Annotated in this window: 18 protein-coding genes and 1 riboswitch; of the genes, 9 read left to right on the forward strand and 9 right to left on the reverse strand. The window is 68.0% G+C overall.

Translation table 11 applies throughout. From position 1 onward, the window contains the following. Positions 1–49: 49 nt before the first annotated feature. From IB261_RS04090 to IB261_RS04100, 3 genes are read left to right on the forward strand one after another with little or no spacing between them, the layout of a single operon-like run. Positions 50–961 (forward strand): ABC transporter permease, encoded by a 912-nt coding sequence (locus IB261_RS04090; RefSeq protein WP_151189341.1) that lies wholly within the window; start codon positions 50–52, stop codon positions 959–961. Between the two features lies 1 nt (position 962). Continuing rightward, positions 963–1,781 (forward strand): ABC transporter permease, encoded by an 819-nt coding sequence (locus tag IB261_RS04095; protein WP_192381517.1) that lies wholly within the window; start codon positions 963–965, stop codon positions 1,779–1,781. Positions 1,782–1,806: 25 nt separating this feature from the next. Continuing rightward, the gene (locus tag IB261_RS04100) at positions 1,807–3,279 is read left to right on the forward strand and encodes an aldehyde dehydrogenase family protein (RefSeq protein ID WP_192381518.1); all 1,473 of its coding nucleotides are present in this window, start codon (positions 1,807–1,809) and stop codon (positions 3,277–3,279) included. Between the two features lie 93 nt (positions 3,280–3,372). Here the strand turns inward: IB261_RS04100 and IB261_RS04105 are convergent, their stop codons facing one another. The 3 genes from IB261_RS04105 to IB261_RS04115 form a co-directional block, all read right to left on the reverse strand. After that, on the reverse strand, positions 3,373–3,792 hold the full coding sequence (locus IB261_RS04105) for a VOC family protein (RefSeq protein ID WP_225605978.1): 420 nt from the start codon (positions 3,790–3,792) through the stop codon (positions 3,373–3,375). 96 nt (positions 3,793–3,888) lie between these two features. Next, the gene (locus tag IB261_RS04110; protein ID WP_192381519.1) at positions 3,889–4,494 is read right to left on the reverse strand and encodes a GNAT family N-acetyltransferase; all 606 of its coding nucleotides are present in this window, start codon (positions 4,492–4,494) and stop codon (positions 3,889–3,891) included. A 60-nt stretch (positions 4,495–4,554) separates the two neighbouring features. After that, positions 4,555–5,796 (reverse strand): TIGR03862 family flavoprotein, encoded by a 1,242-nt coding sequence (locus IB261_RS04115; protein WP_192381520.1) that lies wholly within the window; start codon positions 5,794–5,796, stop codon positions 4,555–4,557. Positions 5,797–6,107: 311 nt separating this feature from the next. Here IB261_RS04115 and IB261_RS04120 point away from each other — a divergent pair, with 311 nt between their 5' ends. Then, positions 6,108–6,608: a hypothetical protein gene (locus IB261_RS04120; RefSeq protein WP_167523257.1), complete on the forward strand. Its 501-nt coding sequence runs from the start codon at positions 6,108–6,110 to the stop codon at positions 6,606–6,608. On the opposite strand, the gene IB261_RS04125 is transcribed toward IB261_RS04120, so the two are convergent. Next, positions 6,593–7,516: a histone deacetylase family protein gene (locus IB261_RS04125; RefSeq protein ID WP_081517216.1), complete on the reverse strand. Its 924-nt coding sequence runs from the start codon at positions 7,514–7,516 to the stop codon at positions 6,593–6,595. The genes IB261_RS04120 and IB261_RS04125 overlap by 16 nt on opposite strands. A gap of 89 nt (positions 7,517–7,605) precedes the next feature. Further along, positions 7,606–8,811: an MFS transporter gene (locus tag IB261_RS04130; protein WP_192381521.1), complete on the reverse strand. Its 1,206-nt coding sequence runs from the start codon at positions 8,809–8,811 to the stop codon at positions 7,606–7,608. Between the two features lie 209 nt (positions 8,812–9,020). Here IB261_RS04130 and IB261_RS04135 point away from each other — a divergent pair, with 209 nt between their 5' ends. From IB261_RS04135 to IB261_RS04150, 4 genes are read left to right on the forward strand one after another with little or no spacing between them, the layout of a single operon-like run. Further along, the gene (locus tag IB261_RS04135; protein ID WP_081517218.1) at positions 9,021–9,563 is read left to right on the forward strand and encodes a GNAT family N-acetyltransferase; all 543 of its coding nucleotides are present in this window, start codon (positions 9,021–9,023) and stop codon (positions 9,561–9,563) included. Next, positions 9,560–11,176, forward strand: coding sequence for a nitroreductase family protein (locus tag IB261_RS04140; RefSeq protein WP_192381522.1), 1,617 nt, complete (start codon positions 9,560–9,562; stop codon positions 11,174–11,176). Before IB261_RS04135 ends, IB261_RS04140 begins: the two co-directional genes overlap by 4 nt. Before the next feature lie 13 nt (positions 11,177–11,189). Then, complete coding sequence (tesB, locus tag IB261_RS04145; RefSeq protein WP_081517220.1) at positions 11,190–12,059, forward strand: acyl-CoA thioesterase II; 870 nt, start codon at positions 11,190–11,192, stop codon at positions 12,057–12,059. Further along, on the forward strand, positions 12,056–12,655 hold the full coding sequence (locus IB261_RS04150) for an HAD family hydrolase (protein WP_192224596.1): 600 nt from the start codon (positions 12,056–12,058) through the stop codon (positions 12,653–12,655). Before tesB ends, IB261_RS04150 begins: the two co-directional genes overlap by 4 nt. Positions 12,656–12,939: 284 nt before the next feature. Here IB261_RS04150 and IB261_RS04155 read toward each other — a convergent pair whose 3' ends face one another. The 3 genes from IB261_RS04155 to IB261_RS04165 all read right to left on the reverse strand — a co-directional run bounded on the left by IB261_RS04155 (position 12,940) and on the right by IB261_RS04165 (position 18,766). Continuing rightward, complete coding sequence (locus IB261_RS04155) at positions 12,940–14,796, reverse strand: TonB-dependent receptor domain-containing protein (protein WP_081517222.1); 1,857 nt, start codon at positions 14,794–14,796, stop codon at positions 12,940–12,942. Between the two features lie 105 nt (positions 14,797–14,901). Continuing rightward, positions 14,902–15,064: riboswitch (cobalamin riboswitch) on the reverse strand. A 54-nt stretch (positions 15,065–15,118) separates the two neighbouring features. Further along, positions 15,119–17,029, reverse strand: a complete 1,911-nt coding sequence (dxs, locus tag IB261_RS04160) for a 1-deoxy-D-xylulose-5-phosphate synthase (protein ID WP_081517223.1) — start codon at positions 17,027–17,029, stop codon at positions 15,119–15,121. A gap of 234 nt (positions 17,030–17,263) precedes the next feature. After that, entirely contained in the window at positions 17,264–18,766 is a 1,503-nt protein-coding gene (locus tag IB261_RS04165; protein WP_192381523.1) for an Ig-like domain-containing protein, read from the reverse strand. A gap of 423 nt (positions 18,767–19,189) precedes the next feature. On the opposite strand from IB261_RS04165, the gene IB261_RS04170 reads away from it, so the two are divergent. Then, a complete protein-coding gene (locus IB261_RS04170) occupies positions 19,190–20,194 on the forward strand; it encodes an Ldh family oxidoreductase (protein ID WP_192381524.1) in 1,005 nt (334 codons plus the stop codon). A 169-nt stretch (positions 20,195–20,363) separates the two neighbouring features. Here the strand turns inward: IB261_RS04170 and IB261_RS04175 are convergent, their stop codons facing one another. Next, complete coding sequence (locus IB261_RS04175; protein WP_192381525.1) at positions 20,364–21,941, reverse strand: aldehyde dehydrogenase (NADP(+)); 1,578 nt, start codon at positions 21,939–21,941, stop codon at positions 20,364–20,366. Positions 21,942–21,951: the final 10 nt, after the last annotated feature.

The raw sequence follows: 21,951 nt of genomic DNA on the forward strand, positions 1-21,951 counted from the left end.
CGTTATTCGCCCTACCGCGAAGGTCCGTTCCATGCGTAGGGAATCGAACATGAACATCGCTGTCAGCGCCCCGGTGCCGCAGACCCAGGCGACGCCCAGCGCCTCGCGCGCAAAAAGCCTCGGCCGGCGCGTCACGCTCCTGCTGCTGTTGCCGTCCACCCTGTGGTTCCTGCTGCTGCTCCTGATGCCGCTGGTGATCATCCTGGTCTTCAGCTTCGGCGAGCGCAGCGCCGTGGGTGGCTACGGTGGCGGGCTGACGCTGGAGAACTACCTGAACCTCGGCTCCCGCGCCCAGGCCTTCTGGAACACCCTGACCCTCGCGCCGCTGGGCACCCTGGCGTGCCTGCTGGCGGCCTACCCGCTGGCCTACTTCCTGGCGGTGAAGGTGCGGCGCAACAAATCGCTGCTGCTCACGCTGGTGATCGTGCCGTTCTGGACCAGCTTCCTGATCCGCACCTACGCCTGGATCTTCCTGCTCAGCGGTCGCGGCATCCCGGCGCTGCTGGAGACCTTCGGCATCGCCGACGTGCGCCTGATCAACACGCCCTACGCGGTGCTGATCGGCATCGTCTACGGCTACCTGCCGCTGATGGTGTTCCCCATCTACGTGACCCTGGAGAAGCTCGACAAGCGTCTGCTGGAAGCCTCCGGCGACCTCGGCGCGAGCGCCTTCGAAACCTTCCGCCGGATCACCCTGCCGCTGTCCGCGCCGGGGGTGATCACCGGGGTGATGCTGGTGTTCATCCTGCTCATGGGCGAGTTCCTGATCCCGGCCATTCTCGGTGGCGGCAAGGTGTTCTTCGTCGGCAACGCGCTGGTCGACCTGTTCCTGCAATCGCGCAACTGGGCGTTCGGCAGCGCGGTGGCGATGACCCTGGTGGCGATGATGCTGGTGATCATCGGCGTGTATCTGAAACTCGTGGCCCGCTACGGCGGCTCGCGCAACGATGGGGTGCTCTGACATGTGGCTGCGCAGTTACTCCACCTCGGTCTACCTGTTCCTCTACGCGCCCATCGCGCTGATCATGCTCTTCGCCTTCAACGCCGGGCGCAGCGGGCTGAGCTTCCAGTGCTGTTCGGTGCAGTGGTTCGGCCGCGCCTTCGACAACCCGTTCATCCTGGAAGCCCTGGGCAACAGCGCGCTGATCGCCCTCTGCTCGGCGCTGATCGCCACCCTGTTCGGCACCCTCGCGGTGTTCGGCTTGCTGCGGGTCGGCAAGCGCGTGCGCCTGCTGTTCGACGCGCTGACCTACTGCGCGATCATCGTGCCGGGCATCGTCATCGGCATCGCCACGCTGATCGCCTTCATCACCCTGTTCGACGTGCTCAACCCGCTGCTGGCGCTGCTGGACATCGGCCTGCCGAAACTCAACATGGGCTTCGGCACCGTGGTGGCGGCGCACTCGCTGTTCACCATGGCGCTGGTGATGGTGATCGTCCGCACCCGCGTCGAGGCGATGGACAAGTCGCTGCTGGAAGCCTCCGCCGACCTCTACGCGCCGCCGCTGGATACCTTCTGGCGGGTGACCCTGCCGCAGATCGCCCCGGCCATCCTCGCCGGCTTCCTGCTGGCGTTCACCTTCAGCTTCGACGATTTCATCATCGCCTTCTTCGTCGCCGGCTCCGAGACCACGCTGCCGATCTACATCTTCTCGTCGATCCGCCGGGGCATCACGCCGGAGATCAACGCCATCTCCACGGTGATCATCTGCGCCTCGCTGGCGCTGCTGTTCACCTCCCGCTACCTGCAGAACCGCCGCACCGGCGTTCAGGCCGCCTGAGGGCCGCCTTCAAGGAGACTCGAGGATGCGCGACCAGCTCTACATCAACGGGCAGTGGGTCAGGCCGGACCTGGGTGGCCGCTTCACCAGCTTCGACCCGGCCTCCGGGCAGCCGCTGCAGGAAGTGCCGGCGGCCACCGAGGAAGATATCGACCACGCCGTGCGCGCGGCGCGTACCGCGTTCAATCGCGGCTGGGGGCAGAGCCGTGGCAGCGAGCGTGCCGAGTGGCTGGAAGCGCTGGCCGGGGAGCTGGAGCGCAACCAGGATTCACTGGCCGAACTGGAGGTGCGCGATAACGGCAAGCCGCTGCCCGAGGCGCGGTGGGACGTGGCCGATGCCATCGGCTGCTTCCGCTATTACGCGGAGCTGGCGCGGGAGCTGGACCAGCGCCAGGACCAGTTGCTGGCGCTGCCCGACGAGCGCTTCCGCTGCCGCATCCGCCAGGAGCCGGTGGGCGTCGCGGGGCAGATCATCCCCTGGAACTACCCGCTGCTGATGGCGGCGTGGAAGGTCGCACCGGCCCTGGCGGCGGGCGCCACCTGCGTACTCAAGCCGTCCGAGCTGACGCCGCTGAGCGCGCTGGAACTGGCCGCCGCGGCGGACGCCGTGGGCCTGCCGGCGGGCGTGCTCAACGTGTTGCCGGGCCTCGGCGCGGAGGCCGGCGGGCCGCTGAGCCAGCATCCGGGGGTGGACAAACTGGCCTTCACCGGCAGCGTGCCGACCGGCTCGCGGATCATGTCGGCGGCGGCCCAGGAGATCAAGAACGTCAGCCTGGAGCTGGGCGGCAAGTCGGCCTTCATCGTCTTCGACGACAGCGATGTCGAGGCGGCGGTGGAGTGGATCCTCTTCGGCATCTTCTGGAACCAGGGCCAGGTGTGCAGCGCCACCTCGCGCCTGCTGATTCAGGAGGGCATCGCCGCGCGCCTGATCGAGCGGCTGGTGGAAGCGACCCGCGCCATCAGCATCGGCAATGGCCTCAAGCCGGGCGTGCTGCTCGGCCCGCTGGTCAGCCAGGGGCAGCACGAAAAGGTGCTGGGTTTCGTCGAGCGTGGTCGTGCCGGCGGCGCGCGGTTGCTCACCGGCGGCAAGCGTCCCGCGGGGCTGGACGAGGGTTGGTTCATCGAGCCGGCGATCTTCGACGAGCCAGCCGAGGACGCGCTGATCTGGCGCGAGGAGATCTTCGGCCCGGTGCTCTGCGTGAAGCGCTTCAAGACCGAAGCCGAAGCCCTGCGCCTGGCCAACGACAGCCGCTTCGGCCTGGCCGGCGCGGTGATGTCGGGCGACCCGCAGCGCGCCGCGCGGGTGGCCGATGGGCTGCGCGCGGGGATCGTCTGGGTGAACTGCTCGCAGCCGACCTTCACCCAGGCGCCCTGGGGCGGCATGAAGCAGAGCGGCATCGGCCGCGAGCTGGGCGTGTGGGGGCTGGAAAACTACCTGGAGGTGAAGCAGGTGACCGAGTACCTCTCGGATCAGCCGTGGGGCTGGTACCTGAAATGACCGCTCCTGAACGTCAGACTCGTAGGGCGCATAACGCGTCAGCGTTATCCGCCATCGTGGCAACGGCGGATAACCCGTTCCGGGTTATGCGCCCTACGTACTGAAGCAAGCGCCGTGGTTCGGTCCTGCAGGTCGTCTACGGGGCTCAGTCGAGGTTATGCCCGATCCGCCAGAGCACGCCGCTCGGGTCGTGCAGGTGAAGTCGCGCATCTTCCACGGCTGGTCTTCCGGCGAGCCCAGGCGCACGCCGTAGCGCTCGGCGAGGCCGGAGTCGCGGACCTTCGCGTACCAGGCATCGGCGTCTTCCACCAGCAGGTGCAGCATCAGGTTTTCGGCAAATTCCCTGACGTAGTAGTTCTGCAGCAGGAAGGCGCAATGGTCGCCATGGTGGAAGTAGGCGAGCTCTTCGGAGTTCCACGGCGAGAGGAATCCCAGGTCCTTGTAGAACTGCTGGGAGAGCGCGAAATCGCGGGCGGGGACGAAGACTTTCAGTTCAACGCTGGCAGTGCTCATGGGACAACCTTCCTGGTTCATGCGTGAGCAGGCTTCTCGACGGTGCCCTCGATGCGGGCGAGCTGCCTCTGGCGGGCGGCTGGCCGCGAGTCTAACTCAGAGCTGGCGCTGCATGTAGCGACTGCCGGCCACGCCCGGCAGGGTCGAGGTGCGCTCCACCTGCACGCTGAAACCCAGCCGCTCGTAGAGCGCCTGGGCCTTGGGGTTGGCCGTGGAGACATCCAGCGCCGCCATGGGCAGGCCGCTGCTGCGGCCGATCTGCAGGAAGTGGTCGATCAGCTGGCTGCCCAGGCCTTCGCCGCGCAGCGTCGGCATGACGCCCAGGTGCGCGAGGTACAGGGTCTTGCGGGGCGGCGGGCAGATGATCTTCTCCAGTTGCAGACCACGGCGGATCACCCCCGCCGACCCCAGGCCGAAGTAGCTGAAAATCTGTCGCGTGGCCGCAAGCATGTAGCCCAGGTTCGCCTCGCCGCCGAATACCGTGCCGGCCGCCACCACCTGGCCGTCCTGCTCGCCGACCCAGTGCTGGCGCCAGCCGAACTGCCCGCTGCCCTGGGCGAAGGCGTAGCGCAGGAAGTCCTCGGCGCTGTTGCGGCCGGGGCGGGCGAAGGCATAGTCGAAGGCGTCGGGGCCGGAGCTGTAGATCAGCGGGATGGCGGCATCGACATCATCGGGACGGGCGCGGCGGAAGGTCAGCGGCATGCAGGCGACTCCTGGGTGGGAATCGAGAATCTAGCACCATGGTTCCAGTTTTGGCAGGGTTCAGCCCTGCGCTTCGAGCCACTTCAGCGCGCCAAGCCCGGCGGCGCGACCGCTGGCGAAGCAGGCGGTGAGCAGGTAGCCGCCGGTGGGTGCTTCCCAGTCGAGCATTTCGCCGGCGCAGAACACTCCCGGCAGTGCCTTGAGCATCAGCTGCTCGTCCAGCGCCTCGAAGGTCACGCCGCCGGCGCTGCTGATGGCCTCATCCAGCGGGCGGGTGCGCACCACGGTCAGCGGCAACGCCTTGATCAGTTGGGCTAGACGCTGTGGATCGGCGTAGTCGGCGGCTGTGGACAACTCGCGCAACAGCCCGGCGCGCACGCCGTCCACTCCCAGGCGACCGCGCAGGTGGTTGGCCATGGACCTGGAGCCGCGCGGCTGGGCGATGGCCTTGGCGACCTGTTCCAGGCTGCGATTGGGCAGCAGGTCCAGGTGCAGGGTGGCGCTGCCGGTCTGCTCGATGCACTCGCGGATGCCGGAGGACAGCGCGTAGACCATGCTGCCTTCGATGCCGCCGGCGGTGACCACGAACTCGCCCTGGCGCGGCGTGCCCCCGGCCAGCGAAAGCGCCACCGGCTTGACCGGCGCACCCGCGAACTTGTCGCGGAAGAACTCGCTCCAGCCGGCCACTTCGAAACCGCAGTTGGCCGGACGCAGCGGTGAGATATCCACAGCGCGCCCGGCGAGCAGTGGCACCCAGGCGCCGTCCGAGCCCAGGCGCTGCCAGCTGCCGCCGCCGAGGGCCAGCACGCTGGCGTCGGCGCTCAGGCTGAGCTGGCCTTGCGGCCCGTCGATCAACAGCGCGCCATTGGCATCCCAACCCAGCCAGCGGTGACGGGTGTGGATGACCACGCCGGCTTCGCGCAGGCGCTTGAGCCAGGCGCGCAGCAGCGGCGCGGCCTTCATGTCGGTGGGGAACACGCGGCCGGAGGTGCCGACGAAGGTCTCGATGCCCAGGCCATGAATCCACGCGCACAGCGCCTGGTTGTCGAAGGCGTCGATCAGTGGCGCGAGGGTTTGTGCGCGCTGGCCGTAGCGCGACAGGAAGGCTTCGCGCTCCTCGGAGTGGGTGATGTTCATGCCGCCTACGCCGGCCAGCAGGAACTTGCGCCCGACCGAGGGCATGGCGTCGAACAGCTCCACCTGCACGCCGGCGCCGGCCAGGACTTCGGCCGCCATCAGGCCGGCGGGGCCGCCGCCGATGACGAGGGCGGTACGGGAAGCGAGCGGGCGGGAATCGGTCATGCAGGGGGCCAGGCGAAGGAGGGCGGGAAAGGGCGCAATTCTAGCGCAGCGGCACTGCACGCCGGTTGCTCATTTTTTGTCCAGCTGGCCCGGGGCCGGCGGGGGCGGGCGCGTCAGCCGCTTTCCCGCAGCTTATCCACAGGCCGCTCCACAGTTGTCGTGGACAACCCCGGAAGGCGAGGAACGGTCGTTCTGATCCCTGATGGATAGGGGTTGCGAGAATTCCTACAGGGGATAGGGATTGCGCCGATGTTGGCGCTTTTGTGAATCCATCAGCATGCGGGCCTCTTGCAACCTTGGTCCGACTGTCGATGAAAGTCCGTGATTACCTTCGCTCCCACGAGGCCCACCTATGGGTGGAGGGCAGCGACACCCGCGTGCGGGTGAATGGCCTCGATATTGTCATCCGCAGCCTCCCCAGCGAGGAAATCCGCGCGCTGCTCAACGAGGCGGTGGCCCATATGGTGGTGCGCCTGAACAAGAATCTGCAGGGTTCGAAGGTGAAGTTCGAGCAACGCGTGCTGGAGCTGCTGTCGATCCAGATCGCGCTGCACAACCTGTATGTATTTACCAACTGGAGCCGCCTGCTGCCACGCTACCTGCAATATGCAGGGCCACTGCGCGCGCAGGAGCTGCTGCAGCACCACGTGCCCGAGCAGGTGATGCGCTTCTGCGAGAAGCACTACGAAGACGATGCCCGGTCGCGTGCGGCCGCGCTCCTGGGGTTCTCCGCCCATGAGCTGGCGCGCTGGGAGCAGCAACGCCTGCCGATGCGCATGGACACCAACAACTCGCGTTACCGGTCCAGCTGAAACTCGCGCGCCACCCGCGCAGCGCTGTGGTGCAGGATGCCGTGGCGCCGGGCCAGCGCGTGGCGGTCCTTGTCGTAGCCACCGCCGATCACGCCTACAACCGGGATGTCGCTGGACAGGCAACGGCGGATGACGTGCTCGTCGCGCGCCGCCAGTCCCGCGTCGGTGAGCTGCAGATAGCCCAGGGCATCGTCCTTGTGCACGTCCACGCCGGCGTCGTAGAGCACGATGTCCGGCTGGTACAGCGGCAGCAGGTAGTCCAGCGCCTCCTGCACCACCTTCAGGTATTCCCCGTCGCCCAGGTGCAGTGGCAGGGGAATGTCCCAGTCGCTCTGCGCCTTGCGCGCGGGGAAGTTCTTCTCGCAGTGCAACGACACCGTCACCGCGTCCGGTACGTTTTCCAGGATGCGCGCGGTGCCGTCGCCCTGGTGCACGTCGCAGTCGAAGATCAGCACGCGGTTGGCCTTGCCGCTTTCCAGCAGGTACAGGCTGATCACTGCCAGGTCGTTGAAGATGCAGAAGCCCGAGGCATGGTCGTGGTGCGCATGGTGGGTGCCACCGGCGAGATGACAGGCCAGTCCGTGTTTCAGTGCCAGCTCCGCGCTGAGCAGCGAGCCGCCCACCGCACGCACCGTGCGCCGCGCCAGCGCTTGCGTCCAGGGCAGGCCGAGGCGGCGCAGTTCTTCGCGGCTCATCTCGCCGCTGCAATAGCGCTCGATGTAGTCGCGGTCGTGGGCCAGGGCGAGGACGTCCGTTGGGCACAGTTCCGGGCGCAGCAATTGCGCGTCTTTCACCAGGGCGCTGTCCACCAGGTGGTCGCGCAGCAGGCGGAACTTCTCCATGGGGAAGCGATGGTTGTCCGGGAAGGGCGGACTGTAGTCGTCGTGGTAGACCAGGGGCAGCGGCATGGCGTCGGCGGATCGGGAATGTGCTGCACAGGGTACGTCGGCGTGGCGCACAGACGAAAGGGCCGGCGTTGCGCCGGCCCTCATCGTATTCAGCCCTCGTTGGAGAGCGCGGTGTCGCGTCGCGTGCTGCGGCTGGTGGCCACCGAGACCGACCACAGCACGAAGCCGCCGATGGCCAGCAGGCTGCCGACCCAGCCCGGCGAGGTCCAGCCGTAGCCGGCCGCCAGGGCCAGGCCGCCGAGGTACGGGCCCAGCGCATTGGCGAAGTTGAAGGCCGAGTGGTTCAGCGCCGCGGCCAGGCCCTGGGCGTCTTCGGCGACGTCCATCAGGCGGGTCTGCAGGACGGTACCCAGGGCGCCGCCGAAGCCGACGAAGAACACGCAGATCGAGATGGCCCAGATGTTCCCCGCGGTGAACGGGAAGATCGCCAGCACCACCGCGCTCCACACCAGCAGGCCGCCGGCGGTGGGCATCACGGCGCGGTCGGCGAGCACCGGGATGAACAGGTTGCCCAGGGTCATGCCGATGCCGAACACCGCCAGGATCAGCGGCACGATGCTCGGCGAAACGTGGGTTACCGCGCCGAGGATGTCGGCCAGGTAGGTGTACACCGCGAACAGTCCGCCGAAGCCGATGGCGCCGATACCCAGGGTCAGCCAGACCTGGCCGCGCTTGAGCGCACCCAGCTCGCGCAGCGGGCTGGAGTCCGGCTCGGCGGGCGAGTAGGGCGCAAGGACGCGTACGCAGATCATGGTCAGCACGCCGAGTGCGGCCACCAGCGCGAAGCTCCAGCGCCAGCCCACGGCCTGGCTCAGCCAGTTGGCCAGCGGCACGCCGATGATGGTGGCGACGGTGAGGCCGAGGAACATCCGCCCGACCGCCACGGTGCGCCGGTGCGGCGGCACGATGGAGGCGGCGACCAGTGCGGCGATGCCGAAGTAGGCGCCGTGGGGCAGGCCGCTGATGAAGCGGAACAGCAGCATCCAGTGGTAGGTCGGCGCCAGGGCGCTGAGGCCGTTGCCGATGGCGAACAGTGCCATCAGCAGCACCAGCAGGGTACGCCGTGGCAACCGCGCGCCGAGCACCGCCAGCAGCGGCGCACCGACGACCACGCCCAGGGCGTAGGCGCTGATCACGTGGCCGGCGGTGGGGGCATCGATGCCCAGCGCCGGGGCGAAGTAGGGGAGCAGGCTCATGGTGGCGAATTCAGTGGTGCCGATGGCGAAGCCGCCGACAGCCAATGCGAAAAGCACCAGGGCCGTACTGCGTTGCAGTCCGGTGGTGGAGGTCGTCATGGGAGTTCCTTGGTCTTTTTTGCGGTGCGCCATGGCGGCGCGGCTGTCTGCGTGAGCACGGTCAAGGCAGTGACCGACAGCGGAGGTAGGAGAAAAATACCAGATGAGGGCCTTTCCTGCTGAACCGATTGCGCCTCGTCTGACGGATTGCGTCCTACAGGCCCGTCGCCGGGTATCATGCAGACCTTTGCTGATCCGCGATGATTCCCATGGATTTTCCCAGCCTGACCACCGAGCGCCTGCTGCTGCGGCCGTGGCGCCATGACGACCTGGTGTCCTTCGCTGCGCTGAACGCCGACGCCGAGGTAATGCGCCACTTCCCCGCCTGCATGAGCCGCGAGGACAGCGACCTGCTGGCCGCGCGCATCCTCAAGCACTTCGATGAGCACGGCTTCGGCCAGTGGATAGTCGAGCGCCGCGAGGATGGAGCGTTCATCGGCGTGCTCGGCCTGCAGCGGGTGTCCTTCGAGGCGCCGTTCACTCCTGCGGTGGAGATCGGCTGGCGCTTCAACACGGCCTACTGGCGGCAGGGTTATGCGCTGGAGGCGGCACGCGCGGCGCTGGCCTTCGCCTTCGAGCAGTTGCGGCTGGAGGAAGTGGTGGCCTTCACCGTGCCGGCCAACCTGCCGTCCCAGGGGCTGATGCAGCGCCTGGGGATGCAGCGTGATGAAGCCGGTGACTTCGAGCATCCGCGCCTGCCGCAAGGCCATCCGCTGCGCCTGCATGTGCTCTATCGGATTCCTCGCCCATGACGCCGAGCGAAGGCGTGCGCGCCTATCACGAACTGAGCAGCCATCGTCCGGAGCGCTTCGCCCCCGGCCCCGGCCAGCTCGACTGGGCGACCCAGCCGGCCGCCTTCCGCCGTTATGCCGGGGCACGTTGCATCGAGCTGCTGCACCGGCCGCAGGAAGAGTCGCCAGGGTATGACCAGGTGTTCGCGGGGCCCCTCGGCGCGCCCGCGCCGCTGAACCTCGCCAGCGTCTCGCAACTGCTCTACGACAGCCTGGCGCTGTCGGCCTGGAAGGACGCCGGCGGCAGCCGCTGGGCGCTGCGGGTCAACCCGTCGAGCGGCAACCTGCACCCGACCGAAGCCTATCTGCTGCTGCCTTCCGGGGCTGTGGATAACGCCGCGCTGCTGGCGCACTACAGCGCCGACGAACATGTGCTGGAGGTGCGCGCCGAACTGCCCGCGCCGCTGGCCGAAAAGCTCGACGATGCGTTGCCCGCCGGCGGGTTCCTGCTGGCGCTGGCGAGCATTCCCTGGCGCGAGGCCTGGAAGTACGGTGAGCGTGCCTACCGCTACTGCAATCACGACCTCGGCCACGCGCTGGCCTGTCTTAACATCGCCGCGGCGATCCAGGGCTGGGAAGTGCGTCTGCTGCGCGGCGTCGCCGAAGCGCAATTGGATACGCTGATCGGCCTTGACCGCGATGGCTTCAGCGAGCACGAGTTCGCCGATGCGCTGCTGTGGATCGGCCCGGCACAGCCTGCCGAGTTCCCGCTGCCCGGCACGTTGCTCAAGGGCCTTGCAGGGCTGCCCCTGGCCGGCACGCCCAATCGGCTGTCGCGGGAGTATCGCCACTGGCCGGAGCTGGAGCGGGTGCATCAGCTGTGCCGTGCCCCCGCGCTGCCGGGCCATGACTGGTCCGCACCGAAGCCTGAGACGGTTGTGGATAACCCCGGCCTGCCGCTGCGACCGATCCTGCATCGACGGCGCAGCGCGCAGTCCATGGACGGCCGCAGCGGCATTCACGCCGAACTGTTGTATGCCTGGCTGCGCCGCCTGATGCCCGAATGCTCGCCCGTGCCTTTCGCCTGCAGCGGCGAGCCGGCGCGCATCGACCTGCTGCTCTTCGTCCACCGCGTCCAGGGCCTGGAACCGGGTCTGTACTGGCTCGGCCGCAGTGGCCGCGAAGCGGGCGGGCTGCGCGAGGATTACCTGTGGCAGAGCGTGGAGGAGAGCGGCGTGCCGCTATACCGCCTGCTGTCCGGCGACGCACGCGGGCTGTCGGCGTTCCTCTCCTGCGGGCAGGACATCGCCAGCGACGGCTGCGTCGCTTTCGCCATGCTGACTGATCTTGATGCCGCGCTGACCGAGGGCGCGTGGACCTACCCGCGCCTGTACTGGGAAGCCGGACAGGTCGGCCAACTGCTCTACCTGGAAGCCGAGGCGGCGGGCCTGTCGGGCACCGGCATCGGCTGCTATTTCGACCCGGCACTGGACGAATTGCTCGGCGGTGGTCCGGACTGCCCGGTCAGCCTCTATCATTTCACCATCGGCCGCGCGGTCTGGGACGAACGCCTCAGCAGTCTTCCCGCTTATCCGTCGCCACGCCGACTCCCACTTCAGCAAGACCGCAATTGAGGAAACAACGCGCATGACCCAGATCCTGGACAACCTGGTGGCTCTGCTGAGCCTGGAGCAGATCGAAGAGAACCTGTTCCGCGGCATGAGCCAGGACCTCGGGTTCCGCCAGCTGTACGGCGGGCAGGTACTCGGCCAGGCGCTGTCGGCGGCCAGCCAGACCGTCGAGCCGGAGCGCCACGTGCATTCGATGCACGGCTACTTCCTGCGCCCGGGCGACGCCAGCAAGCCGGTCGTCTATCAGGTTGACCGTGTGCGTGACGGCGGCACCTTCAGCACCCGCCGCGTCACCGCGATCCAGAAAGGCCAGCCGATCTTCGCCCTGAGCACCTCGTTCCAGACCGACGAGGAAGGCTTCGAACACCAGATCGCCATGCCCGACGTGGTCGGCCCGGAGAATCTGCCGACCGATCAGGAACTGAAAAAGCGCAGCGCCGCGCAGTTCCCTGAGCGTATCCGCGACAAGCTGCTCTACCCCAAGCCCATCGAAATCCGTCCGGTGACCGAGAACGACCCGTACGACCCCGAGGTCGGCGAGCCGGTCAAGTACCTCTGGCTGCGCGCCGACGGCAAGCTGCCGGACATCCCGGCGCTGCACAAGTACATCCTCGCCTACGCTTCGGACTTCGGCTTCCTCACCACCTCCCTGCTGCCCCACGGCCGCTCGGTGTGGCAGAAGGACATGCAGGTCGCCACCATCGACCATTCCGTGTGGTTCCACCGTGACCTGCGCGCGGATGAGTGGCTGCTCTATGCCATCGACAGTCCGTGGGCCGGCAATGGCCGCGGCTTCGTGCGCGGCAGCATCTTCAACCGTGACGGCCAGCTGGTCGCCTCCTCGACCCAGGAAGGCCTGATCCGCCGCCGCGAGGACTGGGCATGACGCTGGAAGGCATCCGCCACTGGGTGTTCGACATGGACGGCACCCTGACCCTGGCGGTGCATGACTTCCCGGCAATCAAGCGGGCCCTGGGGATTCCCCAGGAGCACGACATCCTCACCCACCTGGCCGCGTTGCCGGAGGATGAGGCGGCGGCCAAGCATGCCTGGCTGCTGGAGCACGAGCGCGAGCTGGCGGTGGCTTCCACCGCTGCCCCTGGCGCGGTCGAATTGGTGCGGGCGCTGCATGGCGCCGGCTACCGCCTGGGCATCCTCACCCGCAATGCCCATGAGCTGGCGCTGATCACGCTGGCTGCGATTGGCATCGGTGATTGCTTCCTGACCGAGGATGTTCTCGGCCGTGGCGAGGCAGACCCCAAGCCCAGCCCGGACGGCCTGCTGCGCCTGGCCGCGCGCTGGGACGTGGCGCCGCAGCAAATGCTGATGGTCGGCGACTACCGCTTCGACCTCGACTGCGCCCGCGCCGCCGGTGCGCACAGCGCATTGGTGAACCTGCCAGAGAACCCTTGGCCCGAGCTGACCGACTGGCACGCGCAGGATTGCGCGGAGCTGGGGCGGATGGCGGGGGTTCTGGGCTGACCTCATCCCCACACCGATGGCTGGGTGGGTGTAGGGCGCATAACGCGCCAGCGTTATCCGCCGGAGTAACGTGCGGCGGATAACCTGTTCCAGGTTATGCGCCCTACGAAACTGACGCTCCCTGTAGGAGCGCCCCCTGGGCGTGATCGCGGGCATGGCACGCTCCTACAGGCTCACGGAGCCTCGAACGTAGGATGGGTGGAGCCCAGGCGATACCCATGTGGTCGGTGCAAGGGCCGATGGGTATCGCTGCGCTCCACGCCATCCTACAAATGCGCCAGGCCTTACAGCTCCGGCGTCCAGGTCACCGCCAGCAGCGCGGTGCGACCCGGCTCGCGGTAGGGGCGTGCTTCGCCCATGAAGTCCATCGGGCTGGTCGGGCGCAGGTAGTCGCCCAGGGTGTAGTCGCGGTCCAGGGCGTTATCCAGCTTCAGGTCGAAGCGAATCTCGTCGCTGGCCAGCCAGCTGGTGCGCAGGTCGAGCACGCCGTAGCCGGACAGCTCGCGGGTGTTGGCCGCGTCGTCGTAGCGCTGGCTGACCGCACGCCAGGTGCCGCCGAGGCCGATGGCGCCGAACTGGCGATCCAGGTCCAGGCTCAGGGTGCGGCGCGCGCGATACGGCAGAGTGTGGCCGGTGTCGCGGTCGCGCGGGTCGATCAGGCTCAGGCCGAGCGCGGCCTGCCAGCCCAGCACGTCGCGGGCGACGCTGGCCTCAAAGCCATTGATGCGTGCCTTGTTGATGTTCTCCGGCTGATTGCTGTTGCTGTCCCAGGCGATCATGTCGTCGATTTCGGTGCGGTACAGCGAGGCTTCCAGGTGCGTGCCCGAGAAGTCCCCGCGCCATTGCAGTTCGTAGGTCTTCGAGGTCTCGGCCTTGAGGTCCGGGTTGCTCGCGCCGGGGTAGTAGAGGTCGCTGAAGGTCGGTGCGCGGAAGCCTTCGCCGTAGCTGGCGATCCAGGTCTGGCTGTCGCCCACCGGCAGGCTGAAGGCGGCGTTCCAGCTGTTCTGGCTGCCGTAGGCCTGGTTGTTGTCGTGGCGGATACCCAGCTCGGTGCCGAAGCTGTCGCCCTTGAAGCTGTGCTGGGCGAAGAAGGCGCGGTTGCTGCGCTGGTCGTCGGCAAAAGCGGTGGTGCCGTCGACCTTGTCTTCGTACCAGTCGGTGCCCAGCGCCAGCTGGTTGGCGTCGTCCAGTTGCAGGCGGTTGATCCAGCTCGCCGAGTGGCGGGTGGTTTCCAGCGTGCCGTTGTTCCAGCTGTCGGCGGCACCCACGGCCTTGTTGCGGTCGAAGCTGCGGCCCAGTTCCAGGTGGCTGTTCCACATCTTCGTGATCTGGCCGTCGAGGTAGGCGCTGTAGCTGCTGACGCGGAATTCGTCGCGGGGCGAGCCCGGCTCGAAGTTGTAGGCGTCATCGTATTCGTTCTTGCCGCGCTGGTCGTTGAGGTTCAGGCCGGCCTTCCAGTCCTCGCTGAAGCGATGGTCCAGGTTCAGGTGCACGGCCTTGTTGCGCTGGGCGTCGTGATCGTTGTCGGCGCCGACGTTGTCGCTGGTGCGATCCCAGCCCTGGCTCTCGTCGAGGCTGCCGCCGAGGTTGTAGCGGGTCTGCTCGTCGCCGCCGGACAGGCTCAGGCTGCGTTCGAAGGTGCCGTGGCTGCCGGCAGCCAGGCGCACTTCGGGGTGCAGGCCGGCTTCGCCGCGACGGGTGAAGATCTGGATGACCCCGCCAATGGCGTCGGCGCCGTACAGGGCGGAGCGCGGGCCGCGGGTCACCTCGACGCGCTCGATGCTGTCGATGCTCAGGTAGTCCAGGCGGGCGATGCCGCTGCTGGCCGAAGCGACGCGCTGGCCGTCGACCAGTACCAGGGTCTGCGCAGTGCTGGTGCCGCGCACGGAGTACGAGACCACGCCGCCCGAGCTGCCCATCTGCACGCCGGGCACACGGGCGAGCAGGGCGGGCACGCTGCGCACTTGCAGGCGCTCGATGTCGGCACGGGTGAATACGCTGTTGGCCGAAGTGGCTTCGGCACGCGGCTGGGCCTGGCGTGCGGAGGTGATCACCTGGTCGGAGAGCCGGTAGATGTCGTCGGCGGCGAAGGCCAGGCCGGGCAGCAGGCTGGTGGCCAGGGCGAGTCGGGTCAGTTTCATGGAGCGTCCTCAAAAGCGGTCGGATGACTTTCGAGGAGGGCGTGGCAAGGGCGGCAGGCCGCACTTGACGGTGCGGCCCTCCGCAACACCTGTCGGGGCGTGTCGAGGGCGGTCTCCGGGCTGCCGACGTCACATCGCCGCCTTCCCGCTTTGTGCAGTGGCGGATGGCGATGCTGCGCTCCGTCAGGGGCGCGTCGGTTACCGTTGCGGGGGCAGCGCAGGTCTTTCACCTGCTTCCCGTTACCTCGAACGAAAACGGGCGCACCTTAGTCGGTGCGCCCGTCACTGGCAATACTCCCGGGGAGGGATGCGCCGATCGGTCTCAGCGCTTGCCGAGGGCCTCCAGGCGCGCCTTCACCGAGGCTTCGATGCCGGCGGCGTCTAGCCCGCACTCCGCGAGCATCTGCGCGGGCTTGGCGTGCTCGACGTAGTAGTCCGGCAGACCCAGGTGCAGGATCGGCTGCTGGAGGTTCTCGCGGGCGAGGAATTCGCTGACGGCGGCGCCGGCGCCACCCATCACCGAGTTCTCCTCGAGGGTCACCAGCAGCTCGTGGCTGGCGGCCAGCTGGCGCACCAGCTCCTCGTCCAGCGGCTTGACGAAGCGCATGTCGGCGACCGTGGCATCGAACTGCTCCGCCACTTTCAGCGCTTCGGCCAGTTGCACGCCGAACACCAGGAAGGCGACCTTGCCGGCCTTGCCTTCACGGCGAACCACGCCCTTGCCGATCTCTACCGGTTCCAGCGCCGCCTCGATGGGAGCGTTGGGGCCGGTGCCGCGCGGGTAGCGCACCGCCGCCGGGCCTTCGAAGTGATGGCCGGTGGTGAGCAGCTTGCGCAGTTCGTTCTCGTCGCTGGGGGTCATCACCAGCATGCCGGGGATGCAGCGCAGGTAGGAGAGGTCGAAGCTGCCAGCGTGGGTCGGGCCGTCCTCGCCCACCAGGCCGGCGCGGTCGATGGCGAACAGTACGTCGAGGTTCTGCACCGCGACGTCGTGGATCAGCTGGTCGTAGCCGCGCTGCAGGAAGGTGGAGTAGATCGCCACCACCGGCTTGGCGCCGTCGCAGGCCATGCCGGCCGCCAGGGTCACGGCGTGCTGCTCGGCGATGGCGACATCGAAGTAGCGGTCCGGGAATCTGTCGGCGAAGGCGACCAGGTCGGAGCCTTCCTTCATGGCCGGGGTGATGCCGACCAGGCGCGGGTCCTGGGCAGCCATGTCGCACAGCCACTGGCCGAACACACTGGAGTACTTCGGCCCGCCAGCCTTCTTCGGCACCGCGTGGGCGGGGGCGCCCTCGGGCTCCAGCTTGGTGATGGCGTGGTAGCCGATCGGGTCGATCTCGGCCGGCCCGAAGCCCTTGCCCTTCTTGGTCACCACGTGGAGGAACTGCGGGCCCTTGAGGTCACGCATGTTGCGCAGGGTGGCGATCAGGGTCGGCAGGTCGTGGCCGTCGATGGGGCCGATGTAGTTCCAGCCCAGTTCCTCGAAGAGCGTGCCGGGGACCAGCATGCCCTTGGCGTATTCCTCGGTGCGGCGGGCGATCTCCCAGGCGCCGGGCAGGCGCGAGAGCACCTTCTTGCTGCCTTCGCGCATGCTGCTGTAGGTGCGGCTGGAGAGAATCTTGGCCAGGTAGTTGGACAGGCCGCCGACATTGTTCGAAATCGACATGTCGTTGTCGTTGAGGATCACCAGCATGTCGGCCTTGACTTCCGACGCGTGGTTGAGCGCCTCGAAGGCCATGCCGGCGGTGAGTGCGCCGTCGCCGATCACCGCCACCGACTTGCGGCCCGAGCCCTGCATGCGGGCGGCGATGGCCATCCCCAGGGCGGCGCTGATGGAGGTGCTGGAGTGACCGACGCCGAAGGTGTCGTACTCGCTCTCCGAGCGGCGCGGGAAGGCGGCCAGGCCGTCTTTCTGGCGCAGGCTGCCCATGCGCTCGCGGCGCCCGGTGAGGATCTTGTGCGGATAGGCCTGGTGGCCGACGTCCCACACCAGACGGTCGTCCGGGGTGTCGAAGACGTAGTGCAGGGCGACCGTCAGTTCGATGACGCCCAGGCCTGCGCCGAAGTGCCCGCCAGTCTGGCCGACGCTGTACAGCAGGTACTGGCGCAGTTCGTCAGCGAGGGTCAGCAGCTCCGCCTCGCCCAGGCGACGCAGCTCGACCGGCGTGCTGGCGCGGTCGAGCAGGGGCGTGGCAGGGCGCGCGCGGGGAATCTCGTGAAACGTCGTGGGCATCAGGCTGATCGTTATGAGAAGGCAAAGATGCGGAAGTTTACCCGAAGCTCCTGATTGGCCCAAGCAACGTGGGGCCAATCCTTCGGACGACCGGATGGTCGGGACCGGGCCGAAGCGCTGGTGGCCGGGATTGCCGGTCTTCGTCCCGGGTGGGAAGCGGACGGGAAGCCGGCCGGGGGAGTGGCAAAGCGTCGCAGCGGGCTGCCCGAGGGCGACCCGCTGCGCGGCCGTGGCTTAGATCACGGCGTGGTGGACGGACAACTCGTCGATCAGCATCGGGCGCACGTCCATCGCGCCGTAGTGCGGGGTCGAGCCTGCCTGGTTGGGGCTGCCTGCGTCACCGGCAAAGGTCAGGTTCGCGTGCCCGGTCTCCAGAACGCTGCCCATCGAGGGCAAGGCCGCCTTGGCCTGATTCGCTCCGGCCTGGGGAGCCAGTGCGCTCAGGTTCAGCTCAAGGCTCTGCTGGCCCATCAGTTGGAGGCTGTGCTGGGCATCGAATCCGGCGTTCGCCTGCAGCGGAGAATGGCTGTCGACGGTCAGTCGGAAAGCCTCGCCTTCGATGCCGCCACGACCGACGTGGACGTCATAGGTGCCTTCCTGGAGGGCATAGGGAGCATTGAAGTGCCAGGTGCCGTCCGGCTGCACCAGGGCAATGCCCAGGCCGAGGATGGCGCCGGAGGCCTTGCCGTCTGCGCCGATCACGATGGCGCTGACGTTGAGCAGCTCACCGGGGGCGCCGGTACCGTGGAAGGTCGGGCGGGTGTCGTCGGTGGTGGCGCCGCTGGCCAGTTCGCCGGTGACCGGGCCGACGTGGTCGACGGCGCCAGTGATGCTGGCGTTGCCATGGGGCGGCTCCGGCAGCGGCTGCGGGTCAGGCTGCGGAACGGGTTCGGGTTGCGGCTGAGGCATGGTCGCGGAGCGGTCGATGACCAGGCGGAACGCATCGCCTTCCAGCAGGCCCTGGCCGGCGCGGAAGTCGTAGGTGCCTTCCTGGATGGCGTAAGGCGCGGTGAAGTGCCAGGTGCCGTCCTGTTGGACCAGTGCGGTGCCCAGGCCGAGGATCGGGCCGGAAGCCTTGCCGTCGGCGCCGATGGCGGTGGCGCTGAGGTGGATCAGATCCCCTGGCGTGCCGGTGCCGTGGAAGGTCGGGCGGGTGTCGTCGGTGGTGGCGCCGTTGGCGAGCTCGCCAGTCACCGGGCCGATGTGGTCGGTGGCTGAAGTGATGGTCGTGTCACCGTGGGACGGCTCCGGGTGGGGCTGCGGCTCGGGTTGTGGCTGCGGTTCCGGTTGTGGCTGGGGCGCAGGGAAGCCGGCGGAGCGGTCGATGACCAGGTGGAAGGCATTGCCATCCGTGGGGCCATACCCGGCATGGAAGTCGTAGGCACCCTGAGGGAGCTGCTGGTTGGCGCTGAGCTGCCAGGTGCCGTTCTGCTGCACGAGGGCGGTGCCGAGGTGGATCGAGATGTCCGACGCCTTGCCGTCGGCGCCGATGGCAACGGCCATGACGTTGATCAGTTCACCGGGGGTGCCGGTGCCGTGGAAGGTCAGACGGGAGATGCTGGTGGTGGCGCCGTTGGTCAGGTCGGCGGCGGCTGGGCCGTACAGGTCGAAGGCGCCGGTGATGGTGGTGGCAACCGCTTGGGTCGCTGCGGAGCTGGCATACAGGCTGTTGCCTGCCGACGAGCTTTCCCAGCGGGAGTAACTTTGCGAACGGGTGTTTACGGGAATGTTTTCCATGGATGTGCTCTGGATAGAAGGTTATTCGTGGAAAGGGAACTGGAACTGGCTTTGCGCCTTTCTTGTTTGAAGAAAGGGTAAGCGGGCTCAATGGTTCCCAAGTGGTCTTGTCGAGGCGGCAGGCGGGGGCTTTCGAGAAGTTTGAAGGGGGTTTTACTTCTGTCAGGAGTGCTGCGGCGTTGCGGGGATTCTTCAGTCAGGTATTCGTGCTGGCTGGCTGTAAATGTTCTGATCGAGCAGGCGAATATTCAGGGTGTACGGCGCGCGCTCGAACGATGGGCCCCGCCTGTCCTGGCTATGCCGATTTCGTCGTCCCGCCGAAGGATAGGGAGCAAGCAGCGTCGGCCCTGAAACGGCAAAGTAGCGAGTGGCGCTGGCGGTCTCCGCCATGCTTGTGTGGCTGTCCCCCCCAAGGAGTGAGCTGTGACCCGACTGACCCTGGATGAACTGCGTGAGCTGTCGCTGGCGATCCTGCGCCACAACGGCTTCAGCGAACCCCACGTGCAGGCGGTGACCGCCACCGTGCTGGCGGGCGAGCGCGATGGCTGCACGTCTCACGGCGTATGGCGGCTGCTGGGCTGTATCCACACCGTGCGCGCCGGCAAGGTTGTGCCCGATGCCGTGCCGGAACTGTCCGAGCCCGCGCCGGCACTGGTGCGGGTGGACGCCAAGGGCGGCTTCTCGCAATGCGCCTTCGACCTCGGCCTGCCGAAATTGGTGGAGAAGGCGCGCAGCCAGGGCCTGGCGGCGCTGGCGATCAACCATTGCGTGCACTTTTCGGCGCTGTGGGTGGAGATCGAGCGGATCACCGCCCAGGGCCTGGTCGCGCTGGCGGTCACCCCGGCCCAGGCCTATGTGGCGCCAGCGGGCGGGACGCGGCCGCTGTTCGGCACCAACCCCATCGCCTTCGGCTGGCCGCGCGGGGACATGGACCCGTATGTCTTCGACTTCGCCACCACGGTGGTGGCGCGTGGGGAAATCCAGCTGCACGAGCGCGAGGGCAAGGCCATTCCGCTGGGCTGGGGCATCGATGCGCAGGGCAACCCCAGCACTGATCCGAGCGCCGTGCTCGACGGCGCCATGCTGACCTTCGGCGGGCACAAGGGCTCGGCGCTGGCGACCATGGTCGAGCTGATCGCCGGCCCGCTGATCGGCGACCTGACCAGTGCGGAATCCACGGTGTTCGATGAGGGCACCAGGTCCTCGCCACACCACGGCGAGCTGCTGATCGCGCTGGACCCGGCGCGCTTCCTGGGCGCGGACGCCGCGCAGCATCTGGCGCGCGCGGAGACGCTGTTCGAGTCCATCGTCGACATGGGCGCGCGGTTGCCGTCCCAACGGCGTTTCGCGGCGCGTCAGCGCAGCCTCGCCGAGGGCGTGGAGATCAGCGATTCGCTGTATGCCGATTTGCGCAAGTTGCTGGAGTAACAACGCTCCTACAGGGCGTGGGTTAGCGAGGATGTGGGCGGATAACGCTGGCGAGTTATGCGCCCTGCGTAAATTCCAAGCATCCGTGCATAAAAAAGCCCCGGCGCAAGGCCGGGGCTGAGCATCGGCGCGGGACTGGCCGACAGTTCACTCCCGCGCCGACGAACTTTCAGCGAGTCACCGCACTGCGCGTCGTCTCGCCATCCACCAGCCGCGCGATACCCAGCGGGTTGTCGTCCTTCAGCGCATCGGGCAGCAGCGCGTCGGGGTAGTTCTGGTAGCACACCGGGCGCAGGAAACGGTCGATGGCCAGGCTGCCGACCGAGGTGCCGCGCGCATCCGAGGTCGCCGGATACGGGCCACCGTGGACCATCGCATCGCAGACCTCCACGCCAGTCGGGTAACTGTTGATCAGCAGGCGCCCGGCCTTGCGCTCCAGCACCGGCACCAGTGCGGCGAAGTGCGACAGGTCGTTGGCTTCGGCGATCAGCGTGGCGGTTAGCTGGCCGTGCAGGCCGTCCAGCGCGCGGCGCAGTTCGGCTTCATCGGCCACTTCGACGACGATGGTGGTCGGGCCGAAGACTTCCTCCTGCAGCAGCTCTTCGCCCGCCAACAGCAGTTCGGCCCTGGCCTGGAACAGCTGCGGCTGGGCCTGCTTGCCTTCCTGCGGCTGGCCGGCGAGGTGGCGGATGGCGGGGTGGGTGAGCAGGCGGGCGATGCCCTTTTCGTAGCTCTTCAGGGTGCCGGCGTTGAGCATGGTCTGCGCCGGGCGCTGGCCGATCTCGGCGATCAGGTTGGCGACGAACAGGCTGAACGCCGGCGAGGCGATTCCGATGACCAGGCCGGGGTTGGTGCAGAACTGACCGCAGCCCATGACCACCGAGTCCGCCAGCTCACGGGCGATCTTCTCGCCGCGAGCTTCCAGGGCGGCGGGCAGCACCAGCACCGGGTTGATGCTGCTCATCTCGGCAAACACCGGGATCGGTTGCGGGCGCGCGGCGGCGAGATCACACAGCGCGCGGCCGCCCTTGAGCGAGCCGGTGAAGCCGACCGCCTGGATCGCCGGGTGCTTCACCAGCGGCTCGCCGACGCCGGCGCCGTAGATCATGTTGAACACCCCGGCCGGCATGCCGGTGGCTTCGGCCGCGCGGGTGATCGCCTCGCCGACGAGCTCGGCGGTGGCCATGTGGCCGCTGTGGGCCTTCACTACCACCGGGCAACCGGCGGCCAGCGCTGCGGCGGTATCGCCACCGGCAGTGGAGAAGGCCAGCGGGAAGTTGCTGGCGCCGAACACGGCCACCGGGCCGACGCCGGTGCGGTACTGGCGCAGATCCGGGCGTGGCAGTGGCTGGCGCTCGGGCAGCGCGCGGTCGATCCGCGCGCCGAGGAAATCGCCACGGCGCAGGACCTTGGCGAACAGGCGCATTTGATTAGCGGTGCGGCCACGTTCTCCCTGGATACGTGCGGCGGGCAACGCGGTCTCGCGACAGACGGTGGCAATGAAGTCGTCGCCGAGGCTTTCGAGTTCGCTGGCGATGGCGTTGAGGAACTGCGCGCGGCGTTCCGGCGACAGGGCGTTATAGGTCGGGAAGGCGGCTTCGGCGGCGCGGGCGGCGGCGTCGACTTCGGCCTCGGTGGCCTGGAGGAATTCGCGGGGCAGGGCTTCGCCGGTGCTGGCGTCGAGGCTCTGCAGGCGGACGGTGCCGGCACCGATGCGCTGGCCGGCGATGAAGTTGTGGGCGGTCATGAGATGGGTT

The organism is Pseudomonas sp. PDM20, assembly GCF_014852575.3.
GTDB lineage: Bacteria > Pseudomonadota > Gammaproteobacteria > Pseudomonadales > Pseudomonadaceae > Pseudomonas.

Bases quoted from the DNA above. Each gene is read 5' to 3' on its own strand.
- IB261_RS04090 (WP_151189341.1), top strand. From the start codon at position 50: ATGAACATCGCTGTCAGCGCCCCGGTGCCGCAGACCCAGGCGACGCCC.
- IB261_RS04095 (WP_192381517.1), top strand. From the start codon at position 963: ATGTGGCTGCGCAGTTACTCCACCTCGGTCTACCTGTTCCTCTACGCG.
- IB261_RS04100 (WP_192381518.1), top strand. From the start codon at position 1,807: ATGCGCGACCAGCTCTACATCAACGGGCAGTGGGTCAGGCCGGACCTG.
- IB261_RS04105 (WP_225605978.1), bottom strand. From the start codon at position 3,792: ATGAGCACTGCCAGCGTTGAACTGAAAGTCTTCGTCCCCGCCCGCGAT.
- IB261_RS04110 (WP_192381519.1), bottom strand. From the start codon at position 4,494: ATGCCGCTGACCTTCCGCCGCGCCCGTCCCGATGATGTCGATGCCGCC.
- IB261_RS04115 (WP_192381520.1), bottom strand. From the start codon at position 5,796: ATGACCGATTCCCGCCCGCTCGCTTCCCGTACCGCCCTCGTCATCGGC.
- IB261_RS04120 (WP_167523257.1), top strand. From the start codon at position 6,108: ATGAAAGTCCGTGATTACCTTCGCTCCCACGAGGCCCACCTATGGGTG.
- IB261_RS04125 (WP_081517216.1), bottom strand. From the start codon at position 7,516: ATGCCGCTGCCCCTGGTCTACCACGACGACTACAGTCCGCCCTTCCCG.
- IB261_RS04130 (WP_192381521.1), bottom strand. From the start codon at position 8,811: ATGACGACCTCCACCACCGGACTGCAACGCAGTACGGCCCTGGTGCTT.
- IB261_RS04135 (WP_081517218.1), top strand. From the start codon at position 9,021: ATGGATTTTCCCAGCCTGACCACCGAGCGCCTGCTGCTGCGGCCGTGG.
- IB261_RS04140 (WP_192381522.1), top strand. From the start codon at position 9,560: ATGACGCCGAGCGAAGGCGTGCGCGCCTATCACGAACTGAGCAGCCAT.
- tesB (WP_081517220.1), top strand. From the start codon at position 11,190: ATGACCCAGATCCTGGACAACCTGGTGGCTCTGCTGAGCCTGGAGCAG.
- IB261_RS04150 (WP_192224596.1), top strand. From the start codon at position 12,056: ATGACGCTGGAAGGCATCCGCCACTGGGTGTTCGACATGGACGGCACC.
- IB261_RS04155 (WP_081517222.1), bottom strand. From the start codon at position 14,796: ATGAAACTGACCCGACTCGCCCTGGCCACCAGCCTGCTGCCCGGCCTG.
- dxs (WP_081517223.1), bottom strand. From the start codon at position 17,029: ATGCCCACGACGTTTCACGAGATTCCCCGCGCGCGCCCTGCCACGCCC.
- IB261_RS04165 (WP_192381523.1), bottom strand. From the start codon at position 18,766: ATGGAAAACATTCCCGTAAACACCCGTTCGCAAAGTTACTCCCGCTGG.
- IB261_RS04175 (WP_192381525.1), bottom strand. From the start codon at position 21,941: ATGACCGCCCACAACTTCATCGCCGGCCAGCGCATCGGTGCCGGCACC.